This is a genomic window from Microbacterium sp. CCNWLW41 (assembly GCF_037083505.1).
This window is the reverse complement of record NZ_JBAOJP010000006.1, coordinates 318,381-340,498: the sequence shown is the minus strand read 5'-3', so window position 1 is coordinate 340,498 and position 22,118 is coordinate 318,381. Positions and strand designations below refer to the sequence as shown.

Annotated in this window: 14 protein-coding genes; 10 read left to right on the top strand and 4 right to left on the bottom strand. The window is 63.7% G+C overall.

Going from position 1 to position 22,118, the window contains the following annotated elements; translation table 11 throughout:
* Positions 1-78: 78 nt before the first annotated feature.
* Genes V6R91_RS22025 through V6R91_RS22015 form a run of 3 tightly spaced genes read right to left on the bottom strand, consistent with a single transcriptional unit; the run spans position 79 to position 3,438 of the window.
* Positions 79-990: a hypothetical protein gene (locus V6R91_RS22025; protein WP_336397047.1), complete on the bottom strand. Its 912-nt coding sequence runs from the start codon at positions 988-990 to the stop codon at positions 79-81.
* Complete coding sequence (locus tag V6R91_RS22020) at positions 981-2,159, bottom strand: hypothetical protein (protein WP_336397046.1); 1,179 nt, start codon at positions 2,157-2,159, stop codon at positions 981-983. Before V6R91_RS22020 ends, V6R91_RS22025 begins: the two co-directional genes overlap by 10 nt.
* A gap of 1 nt (position 2,160) precedes the next feature.
* Entirely contained in the window at positions 2,161-3,438 is a 1,278-nt protein-coding gene (locus V6R91_RS22015) for an N-6 DNA methylase (RefSeq protein WP_336397045.1), read from the bottom strand.
* Positions 3,439-3,459: 21 nt separating this feature from the next.
* Here V6R91_RS22015 and V6R91_RS22010 point away from each other — a divergent pair, with 21 nt between their 5' ends.
* Positions 3,460-3,825 carry a hypothetical protein gene (locus V6R91_RS22010; protein ID WP_336397044.1) on the top strand — a complete coding sequence of 122 codons (366 nt, stop codon included), beginning with the start codon at positions 3,460-3,462 and terminating at the stop codon, positions 3,823-3,825.
* Between the two features lie 974 nt (positions 3,826-4,799).
* Here V6R91_RS22010 and V6R91_RS22005 read toward each other — a convergent pair.
* A complete protein-coding gene (locus tag V6R91_RS22005) occupies positions 4,800-5,150 on the bottom strand; it encodes a sulfate permease (protein WP_336397043.1) in 351 nt (116 codons plus the stop codon).
* A gap of 278 nt (positions 5,151-5,428) precedes the next feature.
* On the opposite strand from V6R91_RS22005, the gene V6R91_RS22000 reads away from it, so the two are divergent.
* The 9 genes from V6R91_RS22000 to recD all read left to right on the top strand — a co-directional run bounded on the left by V6R91_RS22000 (position 5,429) and on the right by recD (position 21,859).
* A complete protein-coding gene (locus V6R91_RS22000) occupies positions 5,429-5,728 on the top strand; it encodes a hypothetical protein (protein ID WP_336397042.1) in 300 nt (99 codons plus the stop codon).
* A gap of 459 nt (positions 5,729-6,187) precedes the next feature.
* The gene (locus V6R91_RS21995; RefSeq protein WP_336397041.1) at positions 6,188-6,811 is read left to right on the top strand and encodes a hypothetical protein; all 624 of its coding nucleotides are present in this window, start codon (positions 6,188-6,190) and stop codon (positions 6,809-6,811) included.
* Between the two features lie 657 nt (positions 6,812-7,468).
* Positions 7,469-7,849: a nitroreductase family deazaflavin-dependent oxidoreductase gene (locus tag V6R91_RS21990; RefSeq protein ID WP_336397040.1), complete on the top strand. Its 381-nt coding sequence runs from the start codon at positions 7,469-7,471 to the stop codon at positions 7,847-7,849.
* Between the two features lie 52 nt (positions 7,850-7,901).
* Entirely contained in the window at positions 7,902-10,052 is a 2,151-nt protein-coding gene (locus V6R91_RS21985) for an ATP-dependent nuclease (protein ID WP_336397039.1), read from the top strand.
* Complete coding sequence (locus tag V6R91_RS21980; RefSeq protein ID WP_336397038.1) at positions 10,049-11,941, top strand: ATP-dependent helicase; 1,893 nt, start codon at positions 10,049-10,051, stop codon at positions 11,939-11,941. Before V6R91_RS21985 ends, V6R91_RS21980 begins: the two co-directional genes overlap by 4 nt.
* Before the next feature lie 80 nt (positions 11,942-12,021).
* The gene (locus tag V6R91_RS21975) at positions 12,022-13,101 is read left to right on the top strand and encodes a hypothetical protein (protein ID WP_336397037.1); all 1,080 of its coding nucleotides are present in this window, start codon (positions 12,022-12,024) and stop codon (positions 13,099-13,101) included.
* Positions 13,102-13,296: 195 nt separating this feature from the next.
* Entirely contained in the window at positions 13,297-16,698 is a 3,402-nt protein-coding gene (gene recC, locus V6R91_RS21970; RefSeq protein WP_336397036.1) for an exodeoxyribonuclease V subunit gamma, read from the top strand.
* Positions 16,695-19,958, top strand: a complete 3,264-nt coding sequence (locus V6R91_RS21965) for a UvrD-helicase domain-containing protein (RefSeq protein ID WP_336397035.1) — start codon at positions 16,695-16,697, stop codon at positions 19,956-19,958. Before recC ends, V6R91_RS21965 begins: the two co-directional genes overlap by 4 nt.
* 44 nt (positions 19,959-20,002) lie before the next feature.
* On the top strand, positions 20,003-21,859 hold the full coding sequence (gene recD / locus V6R91_RS21960) for an exodeoxyribonuclease V subunit alpha (RefSeq protein WP_336397034.1): 1,857 nt from the start codon (positions 20,003-20,005) through the stop codon (positions 21,857-21,859).
* Positions 21,860-22,118 lie beyond the last annotated feature (259 nt).

Sequence of the window (22,118 nt, the reverse complement as noted above, 5' to 3'; positions counted from 1 at the left end):
GCGGGAGCCAACGCTCGACCGGCCTTCACGGCGCTGCCCTTACTTTTACGCTGTTCCGCCCGAGTTGCATACCCCGACTTACGAGTACCCGCCGCCGATGTCGTACTGCATCGTCGGCCACAGTGTTCCCCATGGCGGTCTGTTACCGGGGTCGGCTAGTTCGGCCGCGACGTGCTGACAGATGAACTGCGTAACGCCGGCGATCGTTGGCGTGACCTCTCGATGCTCGGACGCCTTCCTCGCGGCATCGTCGAAAGTGATGCCGTCCGACTTGACGTGCGTGAGCACATTTCGCCTCGGAACGAACTTTGGGTCGTTCCAGTGACTCTTCATCGCCAGATACTTCCGGCCCTCCATGTGACGCTGGGACTCACTCACCAGCTGACCGATCGACGACGAAAGGCTCGGCGGATCCCGAGGGCTGAGCGATTCCGCCAAGCCAGCGCTCCGCCAGTGCGTGGATGAACCCAGCATCTCCGGCCACGGCGTGGACTTTGGGAGCGTTCCGACGTGCTCGACCAGCCCGATGTAAGCCGCAGCGATGTCGTCATCGGAAGGGAGTTTGGCCGGCACAACGGGCAGCACAACGTCGAACTCGCCGACCACCTTCCCAAGGGTCCACGCGACGACGATCCCGGCCGCTCCTTCAGGCAGGATCCCCGTCGCCACGCCAGTGTCCGCGGAATAGCGCTGAAGTACACGAGCTCGCAGCTCATCGCTGAAGTTGTCGCTGGGCTCCTTTAGGCGAAGCGCGGCTAGGATCCAGCTGGCAAGGTGCGCATGGTCCTCCGAGAGCAGGGCCATCGGGCTTGCGTCCGTCACCGTGTCCCAGTAGCTCGAGTACATCTGCGCGGCTTCGCTCAACCACGCCAAGTCGAGTCCGCCGTCCGTGAGACGGTCCTCGAGAGTGTCGGCCCAAGCGGTCTTGTCACTCAACAGCGAGTAGATCTCGGCAAACACGAGGGGCGACAGCTCACAGGTCAGCCCCATAGCAGCTGCTCCAGTCGCGCCTCGAGGGGAGGCGCCCAAGAGTACACAGCTCCGTCACGTCCGACCTCGCTGTAGACGTCATCAGTGACACGGAGCTGACGAATGTCCCGCAGGTTCAGTCGCGTGATGAAGCTGCCAGTAAGCCTGAGCGCGCGCATGCCGAGTCCCGTTCGGCTATTGAGGAAACGCGCGAGACCGCGGGAGAGCTCCGGGTTATGAAGTGTCACAGCGGCGACGCTCGTATCGATGACGAGACCAGCGGGTGCAACCTGGGCGTGCGCGGCGCGGCCAGTCACAGCCATCACCACATCGTCCTGTTCGGTTCTTAGTGCCGCTCGAGGACTGTCGGGCGCGCACCATCGGCGGAATTTGCCGCTCCGCAGCCAACCGGCGTCGGCGACGGGCAGGTCAAAGGGGCCGGGTGCATTTGTGGGCGCGCTTCCGACCGAGCGCCCGATGCGTATGTCACTCGCGAGACTTTCGAGAGGAACACCCTGACCGAGCAGCTCGGGACGCGACGTAGCGAGCGCAAACCGCCACTCGGTGTCACGGATGTCCGCGACCCGCCACCACGAAGTGGGTGCATCCTCCTCATCTGCTCCGGTCATGGTGACGAGATCACGTAGAGCCGGCTCCACACGTCGTTGCTGCGAAAGAGGCGGTCGAGGGATAAGAAGAGAGAGCAGTGCGGCCTTCTGGCCCAGCCTCAATGTCTTGCTCGTCGTTGCCATGGCCCGGAGTTGCTTGCCCTCGGTCGAGTTCAGGACTCCCCAAAGCCACAGCGAATCGGCGTCCGTTCGAAGCGCCAAGAAGGATCCCGCGACCAACGCGCCTTGCATCGCCGGTGTCACGTACAGGACGGGGAGGCTGGCGATCGGAGGTACGAGGAGGTCGCCTTCGCGCAAGCTGCGCTCCGAAGCGCCTACTTGATAGACGTTGCCGAGGTACTTGTTGGTTCGCCGTCTAATCCCGCCTGTGCGTGCGTCCAGTCCGCCTGGAGCTATGACTAGCGCGCCTTCTGGTGGCGAAGTGGTGGGAGAGATCATGGCGGCGATCTCGCCGAGGGGCACAGTACGCCAGTCCACCGGCCATTCGAAGGCATCCGCGAGGAGCCGCCCCAGATCCCAAGTGCGCTCGACGCGAAGATCAACGGTGGCTGTGCCGCTCACGTCATTCCCCCGCCGTCGACGACTCGACGTGAAGCAGCGCCGCCTCCAGTGCAGCGCCTCCCGAAGCGAGTTGAGACTCCCAATCTCCAGCGAGCTGAGCGATGAACGTCTTTCCAGGTTCAGCCCTGTCGATGACCAGCAGAACGGTCGACACACTCGTGCTGGGTTGAAGCGCCGCATCGAGCCCGATGAGCGCGGCGACACGGTAGTTCTCCGCGAGGTACTGCCGATAGCGCTCACCACTTGCGCGGAAGGTAAAGCTGCTCGGCACAAGCAGGACAGCGCGCCCGCCAGGGTTCAGGCTCCGCAGTGCCATGTCGACAACGACGAAGTCCCCATCGCGAGCGGGTGATCCATCGAGCAACTGATACGGTTTGGCGCTCGATGGCTGCACACGGATGCCGAACGGCGGAACGCTGATGACGAGGTCCGCTGAGGCGACTTTTTCGAAGAGATCGCTCACCGGCTCGAAGATCGCAGGCGCCGGACTCGTGAGCGCGATTGCTGAAGCGAGTTCGCGAGAGCGATCGGCAATCTCGCGACCAAGAAGAGTAACGGTGGCACCCCGGCGCTCAGCTTCATCAGCCGAAGCCCAAAGGAGCGTGCCGACACCCGCAAACGGATCGACGACCGTGCCGGAGAGATTCTGACCTCCGAGCGCTGCCATCGCAGCCGCGAGAACTGGATGTGGCGAGAGGAACGAAGCCCGATGTTGTCTCGCAATCACGCTCTCGACGAGTCGGCGGCTTGCCTCAAACAATGCGCTCCGCGACACCGGGGCGAGCTCACCTTGCGCCAGTTCGATCCCACGCTCAGCGGCGGCGCGTATGACATCAGCAGCGTCGCTCAACTCGGCTCCGTCGCGGTCGATGGACGTCGCGCGATTGATCTGCAATGCCAGAAGGGAGGTAATGAGGCCAACATCGGCGAGTTCACCCGCCGAGCCGAATGGCGGCGCCTGGGGCATCTCAACCTGGCGCAGCGAACGGAGACCGTCGTCAGCGCGGAACCACCTCCCGTCCACAACCACGTAGTGATCGACCGTTCCGAGAAGGTCGCGGTATCGAGCCAATTGGGGAAGCACTAGGTCCGGCGGCCTCTGGGAGCCACGCTTGACCTCGACGACCGCCCACGGAACCAACTCACCACGCTCGTTGGCCGCCCAGGCGATGAGATCCGGCCGGTAGTTTCTGAGCTCCGGCAGTCGCGGCTCAACCTGAACGAACGCGAAACCCGCATGCTCAAGTGTTTGCTGTGCTTGCGCTTCCACTTTCGTCACCTCCGCGCTCCAAGGCAGCCGATGAAGCTATCAGCACGTGTGAAGTCATCGCAACTGTCAACGCAATTCATCGCCCACGGAGCATATGAGGTCCATGCAGCACTCGTCGACCTACGAAGCACTCCCACAGGACTGGGCGCTCGCGCTCCAACCGAAGGCTTCGGTGATCCGGAGATCCTCGAGGTCCGCGCTGCGGCCAACGATCCCGCCGCAACGCAGGTTCTCTCGCTCGAGACGAACCTCTTCCGCGCGTTCTACGCAACGCCGCTCCGCAAGGTGCGTGTCGTCGTCGTTGACGTTGCCCGCACTTCGCGGCTCGTGGGCATCGGCAACATCGCCGAGCTGAAGCGCGCCATGGAAGATCCGGTCGCCGTCTTCGAGCTGTAGGCACGCTCCTCAGGCTCCGACAAGGACACTCTCAGGTCGCATCACCAGGTGGCACGATTCGCACCACCACGCACCAACGCGCGGATCCATGCTGTGGAGACAGTCGGGGCAGCGCTCTACCGCGAACTCGATCGGATCAAAGGGATCAGCACAGCCCGAGGATACTGATTGCGTGCATGTGGACGCCGAAGTTGTCCACACGGAGTCAGCGTGACACCTGACGACCGAACTAGTGAGCACTCGGTCGTCAGGACTTCTCGCTGACCCGATTCCAGGGTCCCGGGCGTAGCGTCGGCGGCGACGCACGGCTTCTGCCGAGACAAGGAAGCCGTCGCAGGTGTCCGGCGGTTGTGACCCAATTCGTCGCTTAGACCTGGAGCGGGGCTGGGCGCGGCGACGCTCCTGTGTGAGATTGGCGAACGGCAACTTGCCGAAGTGGGCGGTGAACTTCTGAGTGAGATCCGCCTCGACCGCACCGGGGTCCGCTGGTTCCTCGCGCCACGCGACCAGCAGGTCGTCGCAGTCCTCGAGGCACCAGATGTAGCGGCCGCCCGGTGCCCGATCGGCTCCCGCCAACACCACGTCGGCGAAACTCATGCGAGCGCTTCGCAACGCCCCGTCGCCCCCGTGCTCCGGGCGTGGCCACGCCGATGTAGACGACGAATGCGGCATCCACCCAGGCCCTCTGTAGCTTCTCGCTCGCGACTGAAGAATCACGCTGCTGGAACGAGCCAGCTGGGCACGCCTGCCGAAACTCTTGCGGATGTTCGGGGTCTGGACGAACCACAATGTAGACGCCACCAGTCTTCGGAACGTCGGCACTGGGGAGCCCCGCGAATGGGACGAATCCTCCGAATCCCTCTGCGCGCAGTTCGTCAATGAGCTGATCGGTGGTGGTCGCGTTGGGACTCTATCCGCCGGTTCACACAGCACCCTGCCGTTGGAGCGCCGCGAGCGTTCATTGGCTCGAGGTCTCAGCCCACGGACATCCATTCGTTCGAGGCAACATCCGCGTAACGGTAGCGACGCTCGACTGCTCGAACGCGAACCAGCCGCGCGAGCGTGATCGGCCCATTCACCACGAACTTGAGCGCATTCCACAGGCTGACCAGCACGAGAAGGTTGATCCAGCCGGGCGCTCCGCCGGCGACCCACTGCGCGAGCGCAGCAGCGACGACGACGTAGACAACGGCGAGAAGCATCGCCGGAGCGCCCCACTTCAGCCCGCGTCGGGGGTGGGTGGCGCGGATGAGGATGTTCGTCGGCATCGTACGCTGGAAGAACGCGTAGATGCGGCTCACGAGACCGATCAGCAGTTGAAACATCGGCCAGGCCTCTCCTTCAGGCGTGGGGCTTGCGGTTGCGCTCAGGCTACGCCCGGCATTCCGGTGCCGATAGGACCATCCGCTACAGGCTGTGAACAGGCCGCGTCCGCACAGGTGACCGCGGCGGCTGTGTAGGAGTATCCGTCCGTGACAGCCAGATCGCACGGTCCCGCGCGACGGCTGCGGCCGCGGCATCTATCCGCTGGTTCGGTGACGTGGCGGGCGCGCCGAGCGCGTCACCCTCGAAAACGCCGTACCGGTCACGATAGGCAGCAACGATGCGCACCTGGAGCCGCCACGCACTCGCGCGCGCCGGATCGACGGGGACGCGCCCGAGCGACGCGATCCACCTGGGATCAGGCCTAAAGAAACTCGAAGCAGCGGGCTTGCCGATCCACCCTGCACTAAAGGCAGCCTGGCTAGAGATGTACGGCTGGACGTCAGACGACGACGGGATCCGCCCCGGTGGGATCGAAGCGGCGGGAGCCGACCAAGCGCTCGCCAAGTACGTCCTGGTCACCTCCTCCGCGTTCGTGTCGCTCCTCATCGAAGAGGGCCGCAAGATCGGCCTGCTGTGACTCAGTGTTCCCGCTCTCCGGCTCGCTGAGTCTGAGGGTCGCAACCTCGCCCGAGGATCCCTCAGGGTTTATCGAGCCACCGGTCGTCCCAGGAAGATGACGAGCAATCCCTCGGCGACCTTCGAGCCGTCACGCTACCTCGGCGTGGCTGGCGTCCAGCTCCCGATCTGAAGGCGCAGTCGCTGCCGCGTCGGTGGGTGGATCGCGGCGGAGCGAGATAGGCGGCCGGCGGCAGCACCCGGGTAGCCCTCGCAGCATGCCCTTGTGCGGGATCGACCCAAAGCGCGGCGCTTCCGATCAATTGGACTGACAGGGTCGGAACTCGGTTGCGTGGACCTCAAACTAAACCCGCGCAAAGTCCGAGCGACTTCGCATCGGCGTCGAGTTCGCGCCATGATCGAGACCTAATGCCCGTCCGGAACCTGGAGTGGGCCCCAGCCCGCGTCAGAGAGGACATGTATGGGCAGGCGAAGCAACCGAACTGATCCCATCAAGCTGTTCCAGTCAGTACCGAACACCGACTACAGCCGTCTGATCGTGCGATACCCCTACCAGGACGACGCCACATTCGCATTCTCGTACAAGGAGTCAGCTGAGCGACTCGCGAGTACGTTCAAGGGAGTCGCCCCCGATGATCTGATGCTTCTCCCCTTTCTGACTCTGTACCGCCAGGCATTTGAGCTTCAGCTGAAGGTTATGGCTCGCCAGCTCGCTAAGATAAGGCGCACCTACGAGGGTGATTTCGGGCCTGAGACCGACGCGGCCAGTCTCGACGCGCGTCTGCAGAAGGAGATCGGCCACAATCTGCACAAGCTCCTCAACGAGGTGCTCAAGCACTACGACGCACTCGATCTCGGAGAGCCGTTCCCGGCGAGCATCAAGAAGTTGATACTCCTCCTGCACGATGCGGATGCCAGCGGCACGGCGTTCCGGTATTCCGGACAGCTTCCGGACGTCACTGAGCACATCGACTTTCCCGACCTTGTCAAGATGCTCGATGACGAGTGGGAACTCCTCAACGGAGTCTGGAGCTGGATCGAGGCGGGCTACGACTCCATGCCGACTCTTGACGAGTTGATGTAGGCCAGAGTCGGAAGCCGACGGCTCTCCGTCGACACACCACCGTCGCTACCCGGGAGCGCCGCGGGACGGAGATCGCGCGCGACACCGCGCCGCGCGGAAGACGACCTCCTTGCGGTCCTGGGGCGAGGCCCCTAGCGACTGCGAAGTCGCTTCTTGCGGAGGGCGGCGACCGTGACGACCATGATGACCGGCGCTCGATGCAGGCCAAAGCCAGATATTCGTATCGATACCGATAAGCGAGCGCTGGAATGAACCGCGACGCGATGCGCCTTCATCTGGCGCATCGGCACACCATCCGCCGCTGATCACCGGCGCGAACAGGATGGAGGTTGCGACCAGTCCCGCCACGCCAAGCCAAGCGATCGAGGCGGAAGATCGCTCGGTGCGTCATGACGCCATCAATCAGAAGGGGCACTGCGGCGGCCGAGTTGAGACAGGCTCGTAATCGAGAACGCTTGGATGAGAACCGCAGGTCACCTGTCGCACACGAAGACGCCGCTCGCTCGAGGACCGGCTGAAGTGCGGCGATCGAGCGCCTAACGACCCGCTGGTCACCCAAAGGGCTTTGCTACCGGGGACGTTGGGCATCAGCGTTGCGCCCGGAGTGTGTCACCGATCGTGTGGAATGTGTGCAGCAGCGAGGTTGCTTCCACAGGTGTGAACAACGACGTCAGCACAGCCCTGCACCGAAGTCAGCTCATTGACTTGACGACGACCGGTCGCCGTAGCGGGCTACCTCGCCGCATCGAGATCTTCCTGCACGATGAGGACGGCGTGCTGTTCATCACTGGGATGCCGCGTCGAGACCACACGAGGGATTGGATTCACAACATCACCGCAGACCCCAACGTCATCGTGCATCTGAAGAAGGGCATCGAGGCCGACGTTCCTGCCACGGCGCGGATAATCGCTGACCCCCAAGAAGCTCGGCCGCTCATCGAGGCCGCCGCCCGCCGATGGCGCAGAGACGATGTCGGCGAGATGATCGCGCACAGTCCGCTCATCGTGCTGACTCCGGCTACGGCGCCCGCCGCCTGACCGCATCACGAGGCACTGGCCGCTGTCCTCGGTGAGAGGGAGCGGAGCCTCCATGAGCCAGACGAGCAGCGGGGAGGCAAATGCCACAGCTACGGGAGCTCCCCGACCGGACCGGATGAGCGGAAGTTCCGACTCCTCGGTCGCACTACTAGCGATTCTGGACCTTCGCATGGGCGACACGGCTGCCAGCGAGCAGTTGAGGATAGGGAGCCGCTGGATACGCTCAGAGGACTGGGCAGTAGAGAAAGGGGTGCAGGCGGTGCACCTAGAGCGCGTGAGCATTGCGGGTTTTCAGAGTTTTGGTCCGAAAGCGGAACAACTCCGGTTTGACCCACAGCTGACAGCGTTCGTTGGAGTCAACGGCGCGGGCAAGACGTCCGCGTGTCAGGCGCTCCTCCGGATGTTCAGCGTTGTGAAGGACCAGCGTGCGCTCACCCTGGCTGACTTTCATGTCCCCGAGAACGAGACGGAGGCACCGACTTCTCGCCGGTTGCAGGTCGATGCAGTGTTCGCGTTTCCTGAACTCGATGACCCAACTAGTGACGCCCACCTGACGGTCCCCGAGTTCTTTCGACAGATGACCGCCCAGGAGGATGGCGCGCTGAAAGTTCGGATCGTGCTCGAAGCGGAATGGAACGACGACGGCTCGCCAGACGGGGTCATCGCCTCGAGCGTGCGGGTCGTTCACACTTTCGAACCCGATTACGGTGAGAAGTGGGTTCCGCTGCGCGAGCGCGGCAGAATCCAGGCGGTCTATGTTCCGGCGACACGTGATGGGGCCAAGGAAATTACCGCCTTCCTTCGCGGACGACTATGGAGGGCAAGTCAGTGGTCCGCCGACTTTCGCACACATCTGTCCAACGCGACGGAGGAACTGACATCGCGCTTTCAGGATGAAGACGTCGTTGCTCGAGCGACCGAGGTCATCGCCAGCCGCTGGCAAGAGCTTCATCATTCAGCCGCAGAGTTCGAGCCGACTTTTCGACCGGTCAGCAAAGAGTTGAGAAGTCTGGTCTCGAATGCGGAGTTGCTGTTTGACCCGGCGCCCGGCGGCAGGAGCAAAAATGCATCGGAACTCAGCGACGGTCAACGTGCGCTCCTCCACATCGCAATAACATCGGCGACGCTCGATCTCGAACGGGAGATCGTCGCGGGTGAGCATGCTGAAGTTTTTGAGCTCACCCCTACTGCCCTGCCGACGCTCACCCTCCTGATCCTGGAGGAACCCGAGAACAATCTCTCGCCATACTTCTTATCCCGTGTCGTTGAGCAGCTCATATCGGTCACGGGGGCAGGCGGGCGTTCGCAAGCGATCATCTCGAGTCACTCCGCAAGCGCTGTTACCCGCGTCAGCCCAGAGCGCATTCGCCATTTCAGGTTGAGAAGGAAAGACAGAACGACTCGGGTGAGAGAGCTCAGTCTCCCCGACGGCGGCACCGATGTGGGCAAGTACATCCGGCAGGCGGTGCACGCTTTCCCCGAGATCTACTTCGCCCGATATGTGGTACTCGCCGAGGGTGACTCTGAAACGATTGCGCTACCTATCCTCGCCGGCGCGAGAGGCATTCACATAGACCAATCATTTGTAGCAGTGGTGCCTCTGGGCGGTCGTCACACCAATCATTTTTGGAGGCTGCTCCGCGAGTTGCGCATTCCGCACGCCACACTTCTGGATCTGGACTGGGGTCGTGCCGGTGGCGGCGAAGGACGCCTCCGCGACGCGTGCAACCGTCTGGTCGAACTCGGCTACGACCCATTCGAAGGGGCGCCCGGAGGCGCGGCGTCCTCGGCCGATCTCAATGGCCTGGACCAGGACCAGGACCTCATGAAGAAGTGGCTGCAGCACCTCGAAGGGTTCGGGCTCTTTTTCGCGACTCCGCTAGACCTGGATTCTCGGCTGCTCTACGACTTCCCGGAGGCGTATCACGCGACCGTCCCGGCGGGAGGCAGCGGCCCTTCGTCTAGTGGGGACCCGCGGAAGACAGTGCTCGGGAAAGAAGCCGCTCGGCCTGACATCGAGTTCTGGGACAGAGAGGACCAAGTCGAGTTCCTGCGTTGGTACCGGTACCTGTTCCAGACTAACTCGAAACCAAGCACGCATCTGCTGGCGCTCTCGAAACTCTCGACGGAGCAACTCTCCTCCGTCGGTGGAAGCATCGGTCGACTTCTCGATACTGTCGGAGAAAGCATCGCGGCCAGATGAGGATCCAACCTGAGGAATGGCGCCCCACCGGTGTCGATGAGCTCGAGAAGGCAGCGTGGGACGCGCTGCGAGCTGGTACGGCATCAGTGGCTGCCGGACCTGGAGCAGGAAAGACCGAGTTTCTCGCCCAGCGCGCGGCCTATTTGCTCGAGACCAACGAGTGCCGATCCCCCACCCAGATTCTGGCCATCTCGTTTAAGCGTTCCGCAGCGGCGAATTTGCAGGATCGTGTTGCACAACGAGTACCGGAGCACGCGGACCGTTTCAAATCGATGACGTTCGACGCGTTCACAAAGGCGCTCGTCGACCGGTTCGCGAACGTGCTCCCACCATTCTGGTCCCGAGAGCAGTACAAGATTGACTTCGCCAGTCAGAATGACACGAAGGTATTCCTTGGTGTCACGGGTGGCGCAGCGCCGCCTACGTTTCGGTCGGACGTCTACTCGCTCTCTGCCGACTCATTCCTAGCTTCTGTGGTCGGTTCATGGAGTCTCCCTCCTGAGCTGGGAGAGCCCGTGGACGGCGCCGAGTTTGCGATTCACGAGTGGTGGAAGGCCCGTTACCTCAACGAGGAACCCCCACTTGTTGACTTCGTAATGCTCAACAGGCTCGCGGAACTTATCGTCCGCACGAGCCCGCAGTTGCGGAGAGCTCTCGCCGTCACGTACCCATTCGTCTTCATAGACGAGTTCCAAGACACGACGTACGCGCAGTACACATTCTTGAAGACTTTGTTCGGTGGAACGGGCGCGACGGTGACCGTCGTCGGAGACCGCAAGCAGCGCATCATGGGTTGGGCGGGGGCCATGGACAATGCCTTCGAGGAGTTCAAATCCGACTTCGGAGCCGCGTCGTTTGAGTTGGTACACAACTATCGTTCCTCGGCTGAGCTTGTGAAGCTGCAGCATCGCTTCGCAAAGATCCTGGCGCCTGACGCCGCCGAGCAGGTCTCGCAGCGGATCAGCGATGTCGCTGACGCTTCGGCGCAAGTCTGGAACTTCTCGAGCGCGCAGTCGGAGGCAAGGAAGATCGCCGCATGGATTGAGGCGGACATCGCCGACTCCGGTCGCCGACCCGCCGACTACGCCGTACTCGCGCGCCAGAAGGTTGCGGATCTTGAACCGCATCTTGCGGCCGCTTTTGGGGACCACGGACTTCGTGTTCGAAACGATGACGCCGAAGTGGGGCAGATTCGGCTGCAGGACCTACTAGCGGACAGTCTGGTTCGCCTGCACGTTGCGCTCATTCGCCTTGCAACCTCGGGGGTTGGAGAGCCAGATGCGTGGCGTTTCGCAATGGCGGTTGTCGAGGAGTTCATCCCCGAGGGACGTGAAGCGGATCTCGGCTCGACGGCCGAGGATTCGTTGTCCGCACATATCCGAGAGCTTCGTTCCTGGTTCGCCTCGCACGCCGACGATCTTGTTTCGAAGCTCGACCTCGAAGACTTGGCACGCGAACTGATGCACCAGACAGGGCAGTTCGTGACGGCCGAGAGAATCGGCAACAGCCGCACGCTGGCCGAGAGTGCGGGTGACGCGGATCTCAAACTTGCAGCCACCCAAATCCGGCTCGCGCAGACTCTCGCTAGGTGTGACACATGGAACTCGGTGCCGGACGCCTTCATGGACGAGGACGCCGTTCGTCTCATGACAGTGCACCGAAGCAAGGGGCTCGAATATCACTCCGTGTTCATCATCGGCCTGGACGACGAGCAATGGTGGTCTCATCGACGGAACGTGGTCGAGTCGACTATGACATTCTTCGTCGGTGTGTCGAGGGCAGCGGAGCGGATCATCTTCTCGCGCGTGACCACAAACTCGTCAAGCAACCTCGAGCAGTTCTTCGCCGAACTTGAAGCCGCTGGCGTGCCCACGCTAGATCTTGGCTAATTCCGCGGCGTGAGCGTGGGCGTTGAAGGCGGAGTCGGGCGAGTGGTAGTAGCGTTCGATCAGTTCGGTGGGAAGGCACTATGACGATCGAGTCCCACACAGGAGAAATGGCGATCGTTCGCGCGCAACTCGGGCAACACTTCGACCAGCTCGTGACCGTGATGCGCGACGTAGATACGTTTCCGATCTTCCTGTTCTCTGATGACCGGCCACGACTCGTCGAGGCACGTACGCGAGCCGTGGAGGTTCTCGACGCGTGGGTAGTTGCTGCCCCTGAGTCGGCTCAGCGCATCTACAAGACGCTGCCCGACTACCATCAGACCAGGTCAGTCGCCGAGTCACTCCTTGAAGCAGCGACCGCGACAGACTTCAACGATCCCTCCATCGGCCTTTTCGCCGCTCCGGACCCACGCTCGCGGGTATTCGCTGCGGCACCTCATCTCCTGCCGCTACTTGACGAGAGTGGGCTCGTCCTTATTGATGGGCTCGATGCTCGTCCATGGGGCCTGCACACCCACGACTACGCCTTTCAATATCACCAACTTCTCCGGCGCGCTTATGGTTCGGGGATTCACTACGGCCTCATCGACACCATCCTGCGACTCAGCGCGGCGCATGGACTCACCGCACGCCTGGCGCTGGACGAGCGACGCGTCCGTTTCAAGAACGAGTACCAGGAGGTCCACGAGTTCGACTACTGGTACGGGCGTGCACTTCAGGAGGAAGAACTCGACACCCTTTCGGTGGTCGGAGAAACCTTCCACGGCGATCCTCACGGCGGGACTTCCCTACTGCACCCGTATGCCGGCCTATCGGTTCGATGGAAAGCGGACGGCCCGCTCAAGGTAGTCGAAATCGAGGAGTTCATGCCGGCCCCTGAGGCCGACACACAGTGGGTCTTCGCGCGATACCTGCACGCTATCCGTGATACCAAGCAGCAAGCCTTCGTTCACTGTGATGGGGCGGTGAAGGCTTTCGCCGCGGACAAGTACCCGCGCGAGGCGTCGGAATTCAAGAACCGCGGAAAGGGAGATCGCTATCGAAAGCTGTTTCGCGTTGACGGTATGTTTCCGGCGAGCGCATGGTCCGAACTCGCATCGTCATGGTTTCGAGGGAACGAACTCGTCGCCGAGTACTTCGGCAGAGAACATACTTCGTAGCCGCGCACCGGGGCCGTGAGTTTCGCACAGGCGGTCTGACTCGAGCCGCGGTTGCAGGCATACCGAAACTGCGCGCATGCGGACTCAGGCGCGGAGGATTGACTGGGAACGACGCGGATTGCGAAACGTATCGCCCCCGACCATCTTCGGGGCCCGTACACCAGCCACTACTCTCACAGGGAAGGGGTGTGAGGCATGTTTGTCGTCCATCGGGCAGAGAGCGGCGCAGTACTCGCGGAAGAGCTCGCGCGGCTGCTGGCGGACCCACTCGATGATCCCTTCGCGCCCGAGATCGTCTCGGTACCCGCGAAGGGTGTGGAGCGTTGGCTGACGCAACGTCTATCACTGCGCTTGGGAGCAATCAATCTCGATGGCATCGCACCCAAGGACGGGGTGTGCGCGAACGTTGATTTCCCTTCGCCTCGGCAACTGTTTGAAGAGACGGTTGCCTTGAGTTCTCCCGCTCTTGGGGAACGGTTGGCGATGTGGGCGCCACCGCGTTTGACCTGGTCCGTCCTTGCCGCTCTGGACGACAACCTCAACGAGGATTGGTGCCGGCTGCCACGTCAGTATCTGTTTCCGAACGGTGCAGGTGACGATGACGCGCCGGATCGTCGCCTAGGTTTCGCGGCGCGCGTTGCGCGACTGTTCGACACGTACGCACATTCTCGACCGGAAATGTTGGCCCGGTGGGCGAATGACGAGTACGTCCTCCCCGACGGCTCGCCGGTCCCTGCATCAGAACAGTGGCAACCCCGGCTCTGGCGGAGCGCGCTGAACATGCTAGGAGGCACCTCCCCCGTTGACCTGCACACGCAGCTTGTGGAGGAAGTGAGAACTCACCCCGAGCGGGTGGCACTGCCGCGCCGCTTGAGCGTGTTCGCGCCGAGCAGGGTGACCCGACGTGACCTCGAGATGTTCCACGCTCTTGCAGAACACCGGGACGTACACATCTGGCTGCACCACAGCTCCCCTGCACTCTGGGAGTCCGTCTCCCGATCCCCCGTCGCTGTGCGCCGATCCGAGGACGCCACATCGGTATCCAATCCGCTTCTGCGCAGCCTGTCGCGGGACGTCCGTGAACTGCAGATGATGCTGCGCGCCTACGCGCCGGGCCACATGTCGGTTCACCACCCTCCGCCCTCGCGGAGCGAGAATACTGACCTGTTGAGGAAGGTTCGAAGTGACCTCGCCGCAGATGTAGTTCCCGAGTCACGCGCCGCTCTAGGCACCTCAGATCGCAGTGTCCAGGTGCATGCCTGTCACGGTCGCACCCGGCAGGTGGAAGTGCTCCGCGAAGTCGTTGTCGGGCTGTTGGCGGACGATCCAACCCTGGAGCCACGAGACGTGCTGGTCATGTGCCCCGACATCGAGACGTTCGCGCCCCTGCTATCAGCCGTGTTCGCGCCTCGTTCCCCGGGCGATGAGACACATCCGGCGGAGCAGATGCGTGTCCACATCGCCGATCGTGCCCTGCACCAGTCCAATCCAGTGCTTGCAGTCCTGGACGCGCTCCTCGAGTTCGGAACGGCACGCCACACCGCCAACGAGGTGCTCGGGTTCGCTGAGCTGTCTGCGGTTGCACGCCGTTTCCGCTGGGATGACCAAACCCGCGAGCAGCTGCGCGAGTGGACGCGCGCATCGAATGTCCGGTGGGGATTGAACGATGCGGATAGGAGTCAGTGGCAGCTGTCCAGGGTCACTGATGGCACTTGGCGGAGCGGAATGGACAGGCTGCTGCTCGGCGCCGCATTCGATGCAGCCAATGACGACACACGTCCAGTGGCGCAGCTGCTTCCTTCGGACGATATCGACTCCGCTGACCTGGACCTGCTGGGACGGTTCACCGAGTTCCTCGACCGGGTCGACGCTACACAGAGCCTGCTCACACAACCACACACCGCAGCGGAGTGGGCGGACATCCTTCAACAGGCGACGACTGGCCTGACGTTGCCAGACCCGGACGCACCGTGGCAGGCACTCCAGCTTCGTGAGCTGCTGCAGGAGGTGCTCGTCGACAATGCTGGCGGGACCGGCGCAAATTTGATGTTGACGTTGCGGGAGATCCGCCCCGCGCTACGGGAAGCGTTGGCGGGACGCCCGACCCGGGCCGGGTTCCGCACCGGCGCCCTCACTGTGTGCGAGCTCGTTCCGATGCGGTCTGTTCCCCATCGTGTCGTGATTCTGCTGGGGCTGGATGACGGGGCCTTTCCTCGTCAGAGCGCACGCGACGGAGATGATCTGCTCGCTCGCGATCCGTGGATCGGCGACCGCGACCCGCGCAGCGAGGATCGGCAACTCTTCCTGGATGCGATCGGAGCAGCCGGCGAACGACTCGTCGTCATCTACACCGGGCACGATCAACGCACCGGCGCACCGATGCCCCCAGCAGTTCCCCTGGGGGAGCTTCTCGATGCGCTCGATCGCACCGCGATTGGCCCCGACGGGCGGTCCGCGCGGGATACGGTGACCACTCACCATCCTCTGCAACCTTTCGACGCGCGTGCGTTCATCGCCGGGGCCTTGGGAACCGATCGCCCGTTCAGTTTCGATCCCCGCGCGCATGCCGGGGCGACCTCGGCCACGCAGGATCGTTCCGCCCCTCCCCTACTGACAGATACACCGTTGCCGGCGCTGCCCCCCGCCGATGTGGAGTTGGAGGACCTCGTGGCGCTGCTGTGTCATCCTGCCCGGGGTTTCCTGCGTCAACGACTGCAGATCAGCACCACCGAGGTCGACGAAGGTCTAGAAGACTCTCTGCCGCTTGAGCTGACCCCTCTTGAGCGGTGGGCGTTGGGTGGTCGGGTGTTGCGCGAACTGCTCACCGGAAGTGACACCACCCTAGTCCGTGAGCGCGAGCTAGCCCGAGGTAACCTCCCGCCTGGCCCGCTGGGCACCCAAGAACTGAGTGTCGTCGGGCCACGTGCAGAGGCGATCGCCCACGCCGCTGACGCGCTCCTCGCCGAAGAAGCGGAGTCCTACGACATCGACGTCGACCTGGGCGACGGGACACGACTGCTCGGCACCGTCAACAACGTCCGCGGTAGCTGCCTCACCGGGATCGGGTACGGAGCCCTCACCCCCCGGCAACGATTGAGTGCATGGCTACGGCTACTCGCCCTGACCGCGACCCTCCCCAACGAGCCCTGGCGGGCCATCACGCTCGGGCTCGACCGTGACCGAGCGCAGTGTGCACGCAGCACGCTGCAAGCTGTCGACGAAGATGTCGCGGGTCGGCTTCTCCGCCAATACGTGTCCCTGTACCGGGACGGCTTGCAGGCACCCCTTCCTCTTTCCCCGCGCAGTTCCGAGGCGTACGCTGCACGGCGCTTCAATGGGACGCCACCGCAGCTTGCCCGCTCGGAAGCAGCACGGCAGTGGAACGACGCGTGGAATGTGCCCGGGGAACAGTCCGACGATGCTCACGCGCTGCTTTTCGGCAGTGCTGCACCGTTCGATGTGCTGCTGCGCGATGCGGCCAGCATCGAGGACTATTTCCAACGTTGGCCCAGTGACGAGGAAGGTGACCGGTTCGGGGTGTTGAGCCGGCGACTGTGGGGTCCACTACTTCGATACGAAACCCGGGACACTGTATGACCGCGCCCTCACACTTCGACGTCGAAGGCCCGCTGCCCACGGGAACGTCGGTGTTGGAGGCGAGCGCCGGAACTGGGAAGACATATACCATCGCGCGCCTGGTGTCTCGCTACATCAGCGAAGGGCACGCTCGGATGGACGAGCTGTTGGTCGTGTCGTTCAGTGAGGCGAGTTCTCGGGAACTGCGCGACCGAGTCCGCAGTCGACTCGTCCAGGATCGCGACGCGGCGATCGGGGTCGCGCGCGATCGGCTCGAGCAGGCACTGACCGATTTCGACGGGGCGACCGTGACGACCACGCACGGGTTCTGCTACGCGATGCTTCGTGAGTTGGGGACCGCGGTAGACCACGACACCGACGCGTTGCTCGTCGAGGATCCCTCTACGATCGCCGCGGATGTGGCCGACGATCTGTACGTACGGAAGTGGGGATTTCCCGGTGCCGAGACCGCAACTCTCGCACCGGGAGACTTCCGCGAACTAACGCAGCAGGTGGCTCGCGATCCGGTCGCCGCCTTGGTGCCCCGTCCCGATCCAAACGGATCTGCCGATGCGCAGCTTCGGGCGCGAATCGCCACTGCGATACGCGGGGAGGTCGCCCGACGGTTGCGTGCCGGACGCCTGCTCACATACGCCGATATGGTCACCCGCCTCGACGCTGCACTGCACGACAGGTACACGGCGGACGTAGCAGTCAGTCGCCTGAGGGCACGCTATTCGATTGTACTGGTCGACGAGTTCCAGGACACCGACCCTGTGCAATGGCGGATCCTGCGAACGGCATTCCACGGGTATTGCACCCTGGTGCTCGTAGGCGACCCGAAGCAGGCGATCTACGGCTTCCGTGGCGCCGACGTCCAGGCATATCTCAACGCTCGGCGGGCCGCCGCCACCATCGAGACCCTGCCCGCGAATTACCGCAGTGATCCCGGCGTGCTGGACGGTCTCGCCGCCTTGTTCGCCGGCGCTGCGCTGGGAGACCCCGCAATCACCGTCCCCACTGTGTCCGCAGCCGTCGAGGGCCGCATGATCGACACCGGCGCTCCGGTCCGGCTGCGGATCGTTCCTCGTGACGGACACCCGCTGACTGATACCGGCGACATCAAGACCGATGCCGCAAGGAGGACGATCCGTGACGATGTTGCGCGGCAGGTCATCGATGTCCTTGGCGCCCCTCTGCGGCAACGGGACGGCCTCGAGCGAGCGGTCACTCCCGGCGATATCGCCGTGATCGTGCGCAGCAACGCGGAAGCGGAACAGATCCGTGACCGTCTCCGTCGTGCGGGTGTACCCGCTGTGGTGTCCGGACGTTCCAGCGTTTTCACCACCGACGCAGCCGCCACCTGGCAGTACCTGCTGGACGCACTCGAACAACCCCACAGCACCGCCCGGGTGCGACGTCTGGCGGTCAGCTCGCTGGTCGGATGGACGGCAACCATATTGCTCGAGCACGTTGACACGCTCGCTCTGCACCTGCGGCAATGGGTACCCGTCATCGTCAACAACGGTGTCGGCGCCCTGTTCGAACGCGTCCAGTCCGACATGCGCGTCCAGGAGCGCCTGCTCCGCCAGCCCGACGGGGAGCGGCTTCTGACAGATTTTCGACACCTCGCAGAAGTTCTGCAGGAGGAACAGACCCGCAATGCACTCGGCCTAACCGGGCTCACGTCCTGGCTGCGCCGACGACGCCGCGACCACGATGACTCCACCATCGAACGCAGCCGCCGCCTCGAAAGCGACGCCGCTGCTGTGCAAGTACTCACCTCTCATATGAGTAAGGGGCTTGAGTTCCCTGTTGTGCTGGCTCCCTCGCTCTGGGACCACCGGCCGCGGCCCCAGACATACCCGCGCTTCCACGATGGTGGCGAACGGTTGCGAGACATCGGCGGGCCTTCTGGTCCCGACAACGCCGCGCACGTACAAGCGAACAAGGAGGAGGATGCGAACGATGAGATGCGTCTCGCGTATGTCACCCTCACGCGAGCTGCCGCCCTCGTGATCGCGTGGTGGGCGCCCACCCAAAACAGCTCATCCGGGCCTTTGACCCGGATCCTGCTGCACAGCGACCCGACACGCGTTGCACCGTTCTCGATGCCGATACCCAGTGACCGCGATGTCCTGGCTCGCGCCGAGGACCGCGCTAGCAGCAGCCGCGGCGCACTCCACGTCAGCACGATCACATCGCAGACCCTGAGCGCGCCTCCAGAGTGGGTTGCGCCTGCCCCGGATACGGTGGAGCTTCGTCTTGCATCCTTCGACCGTCCCATCGATCGAGGGTGGCGTCGGACGTCCTACACGGCACTCACCCACCATCCAGCCCAAGCGCACGCCATCGGGAGACCCTTCGCTGACGATCTGGATGCGGCACTCAAGAATGACGAGCAAGACATAGCCGACACGTCGCTCGTGTCCGTGCCGGCCGACGACCCCGACGCCGACCTGCACCAGTTCCCGTCGCTGTGGGAAAGACTGTCCACTGGAAGTGGATTCGGAACCCTCGTGCACCGGGTCCTCGAGCAATACGAACCAGAGTGCGACCTCGCCGAACTGATCACGTCGGTATCCCCCGGTTACAGGAACACCGCGACGCTCAGTGACGCACTCCAACACGCGCTGGACACGCCGCTGCGCCCGCTCTTGGACAGCTCCTGGTCCGCGATTGACGCAAGCGACCTGATGCGGGAAGTGACGTTCGAGCTCCCCCTCGCCGGAGGTGACATCCCCCACAACGCAGCCGTCACCCTTGCCGGGCTGGTCGACCTTTGGCGTCAACATGTCCCCGAAGGGCTCATGGCCAGGTACGCCGACACGCTTGCCCAACTCGCCACCGACGACGCGGCGCACACGCTGCGCGGCTACTTGACCGGATCGATCGACGCGCTCCTGCGCACCCGTGCGGACACAGCCAGCGACGAGCAGTATGTCGTCATCGACTACAAGACCAACCGGCTCACCCCCACAGACGAACCGCTCACCGGCTGGCACTACCGACACACCGCCATGGAGACGGCGATGATCGACGCCCACTACCCGCTGCAGGCGGTGCTGTACTCCGTCGCCCTGCACCGCTACCTGCGGTGGCGGCGCCCCGGCTACGATCCGGACCGGCACCTCGGCGGCGTCCTATACCTGTTCCTCCGCGGTATGAGCGCAACAAACCCACTCGACCACGCCGGCTTCACCCCAGGCGTGTTCACGTGGAAGCCGCCCGCACGCCTGATCACCGACCTCTCCGACCTGCTGGCTGGAGGTGACCAGTGACGTCCCCACCCTCGGCCGCAGACATCACGCAACGGGCAACCGGCGTGCTCGCCGAGTTCAACCAGCACGGCATCCTCACCCCGGCCGATGTGCATGTGGCGTCCCGGCTCGCCGCCCTCCTCCACGAAACCGACGACAGCGTCATCCTCGCCCTCGCACTTACTGTTCGCGCCACTCGTCACGGCTCTGTCCTCATTGACCTGTCCTCGATCGCGCAAACCACCATCGCGGGCGAGGACGCGGAGACATCGGATAGTCCCGGCGTCCCCTGGCCCGAACCGGGCGCATGGACGGCCGCCTGCCAGGCCAGTGCTCTCACGAGCGGAACTGAAGCCCCGCTACGCCAGCAAGGGACACGGCTGTGGTTGGCCAAGCATGACGCACGAGAACAGCGTGTCGCCGATCAGCTCCTCGCGAAGACTCGAACACTGCCGGACGACCTCGACCTTCCACAATTGCGTACTGGCCTCGACCGGCTGTTCCCTGACCCCGACGATGCGGACCAACGCCTCGCCGCGGCTATCTGCGCCCTTCCCGCGGTTTCGGTGCTCGTCGGGGGTCCCGGCACCGGAAAGACCACGACCGTGTCACGGCTGCTCGCGCTTCTCCGCGAACAGCGCCCGCAGTGGCGGATCGGGCTCGCAGCTCCCACAGGGAAAGCGGCTGCCCGGCTCGGCGAAGCTGTCGCCCGATCTCTCGAGACACTCCCAGTCGCAGACCAGGACCGACTCTCCGGACTCGAAAGCATCACCTTGCACCGGCTCCTCGGATGGCGCACTGGACGGCACCCCGGTTTTCGGTACGACCGTACCAACCGGCTTCCGTTCGACGTCGTCGTGATCGATGAAGCCTCCATGGTGCCGCTGTCCCTGATGGACAGACTCCTGGATGCCCTACGCCCCGCCACACGTCTCATCCTCGTCGGAGATCCCGATCAGCTCGCGTCGGTGGAAGCCGGTGTCGTGCTTGCCGACATCGTCGGCGACGCAACGCCAGGACCACGCACCGCGCCGTTCCTTGCGGCGCTCGATGCGATCAATCCCAGCCACGGGTCGACTTCGGTGGAATCCACGCCGGCGCATGGCCTTCGGGACGGTATCGCCCAGTTGACCACCAACCACCGCTTCCACGCATCCTCCGCGATCAGCGCATTGGCGTCAGCAATCCGGGCTGGGCACACCGACGACACCCTAGACATCCTGCGCGCCCGCGACACCGAGGTCGAGTTCGTGGAGCTCGACGACACCACTCCACCCAGCGCGGCGGTTCTGGGCACCGTCCAAGCTGAAATCGAAGCATGGTCCGCTGCCCTCCGAGCCGCGACGGTGCGCGGCGACCACCACGCAGCACTGCAGGCGTTGGAGAGTTACCGGCTCCTGTGCGCGCACCGCCGGGGCCCGCGCGGCGTACAGCACTGGGGCGCCCTCGCCAAGCGATGGGCGACCTCCTACGCGTCCGGATTGCGCGGTCCGAGTTTGGACGCTTACCAGCCCGGTGAGCCGCTCCTCGTGACAGCCAACGACTACGAAATCGGCCTCTTCAACGGTGACACCGGTATCGCCGCCGGATCGCCCGACCCTGGATCTGGTCTTACACAGGCGTGGTTCGACCACGGCGGCCAGCCCGTCACCGTTCCACTTGTCCGGCTCGGCGCTGTACAGCCCGCGTACGCGATGACCGTGCACCGCACCCAGGGTTCGCAGTTCGGACGTGTAACCGTCATCCTGCCTACGACGGCCTCGAATCTCGCGACCCGTCAGACGCTGTACACCGCAGTTACCCGCGCCGTCCACCACGTCCGAGTGATCGGATCTTCCGAATCAATCAAAACCTGTGTCAGCACACCTATCACTCGCGCCACCGGTCTTCAGGCGCGGCTTACCCTTCAGGATGCGAGCTGAGCCGCGTCGGTAGCAGCAGGACATCTGCGAACGCATGCCCGCGTTTGTGGTTAGGTCCAGTGGGTCTCGATCCCGCCGGCCTGGTCAAGATGTTCGTAACAACTCGCGGATACGACTCTGTTGACCCATCCGTTGGTAGCGGTGAACACGGTGCGATGCGCTGTGCGCGACAGGAGCAACCCAACGGGCTCCGGCGAGACTCACCACCGCTGATTTGAATGTAATCGCCGAGTCCATCGACGACGGGTACTACTGAGAC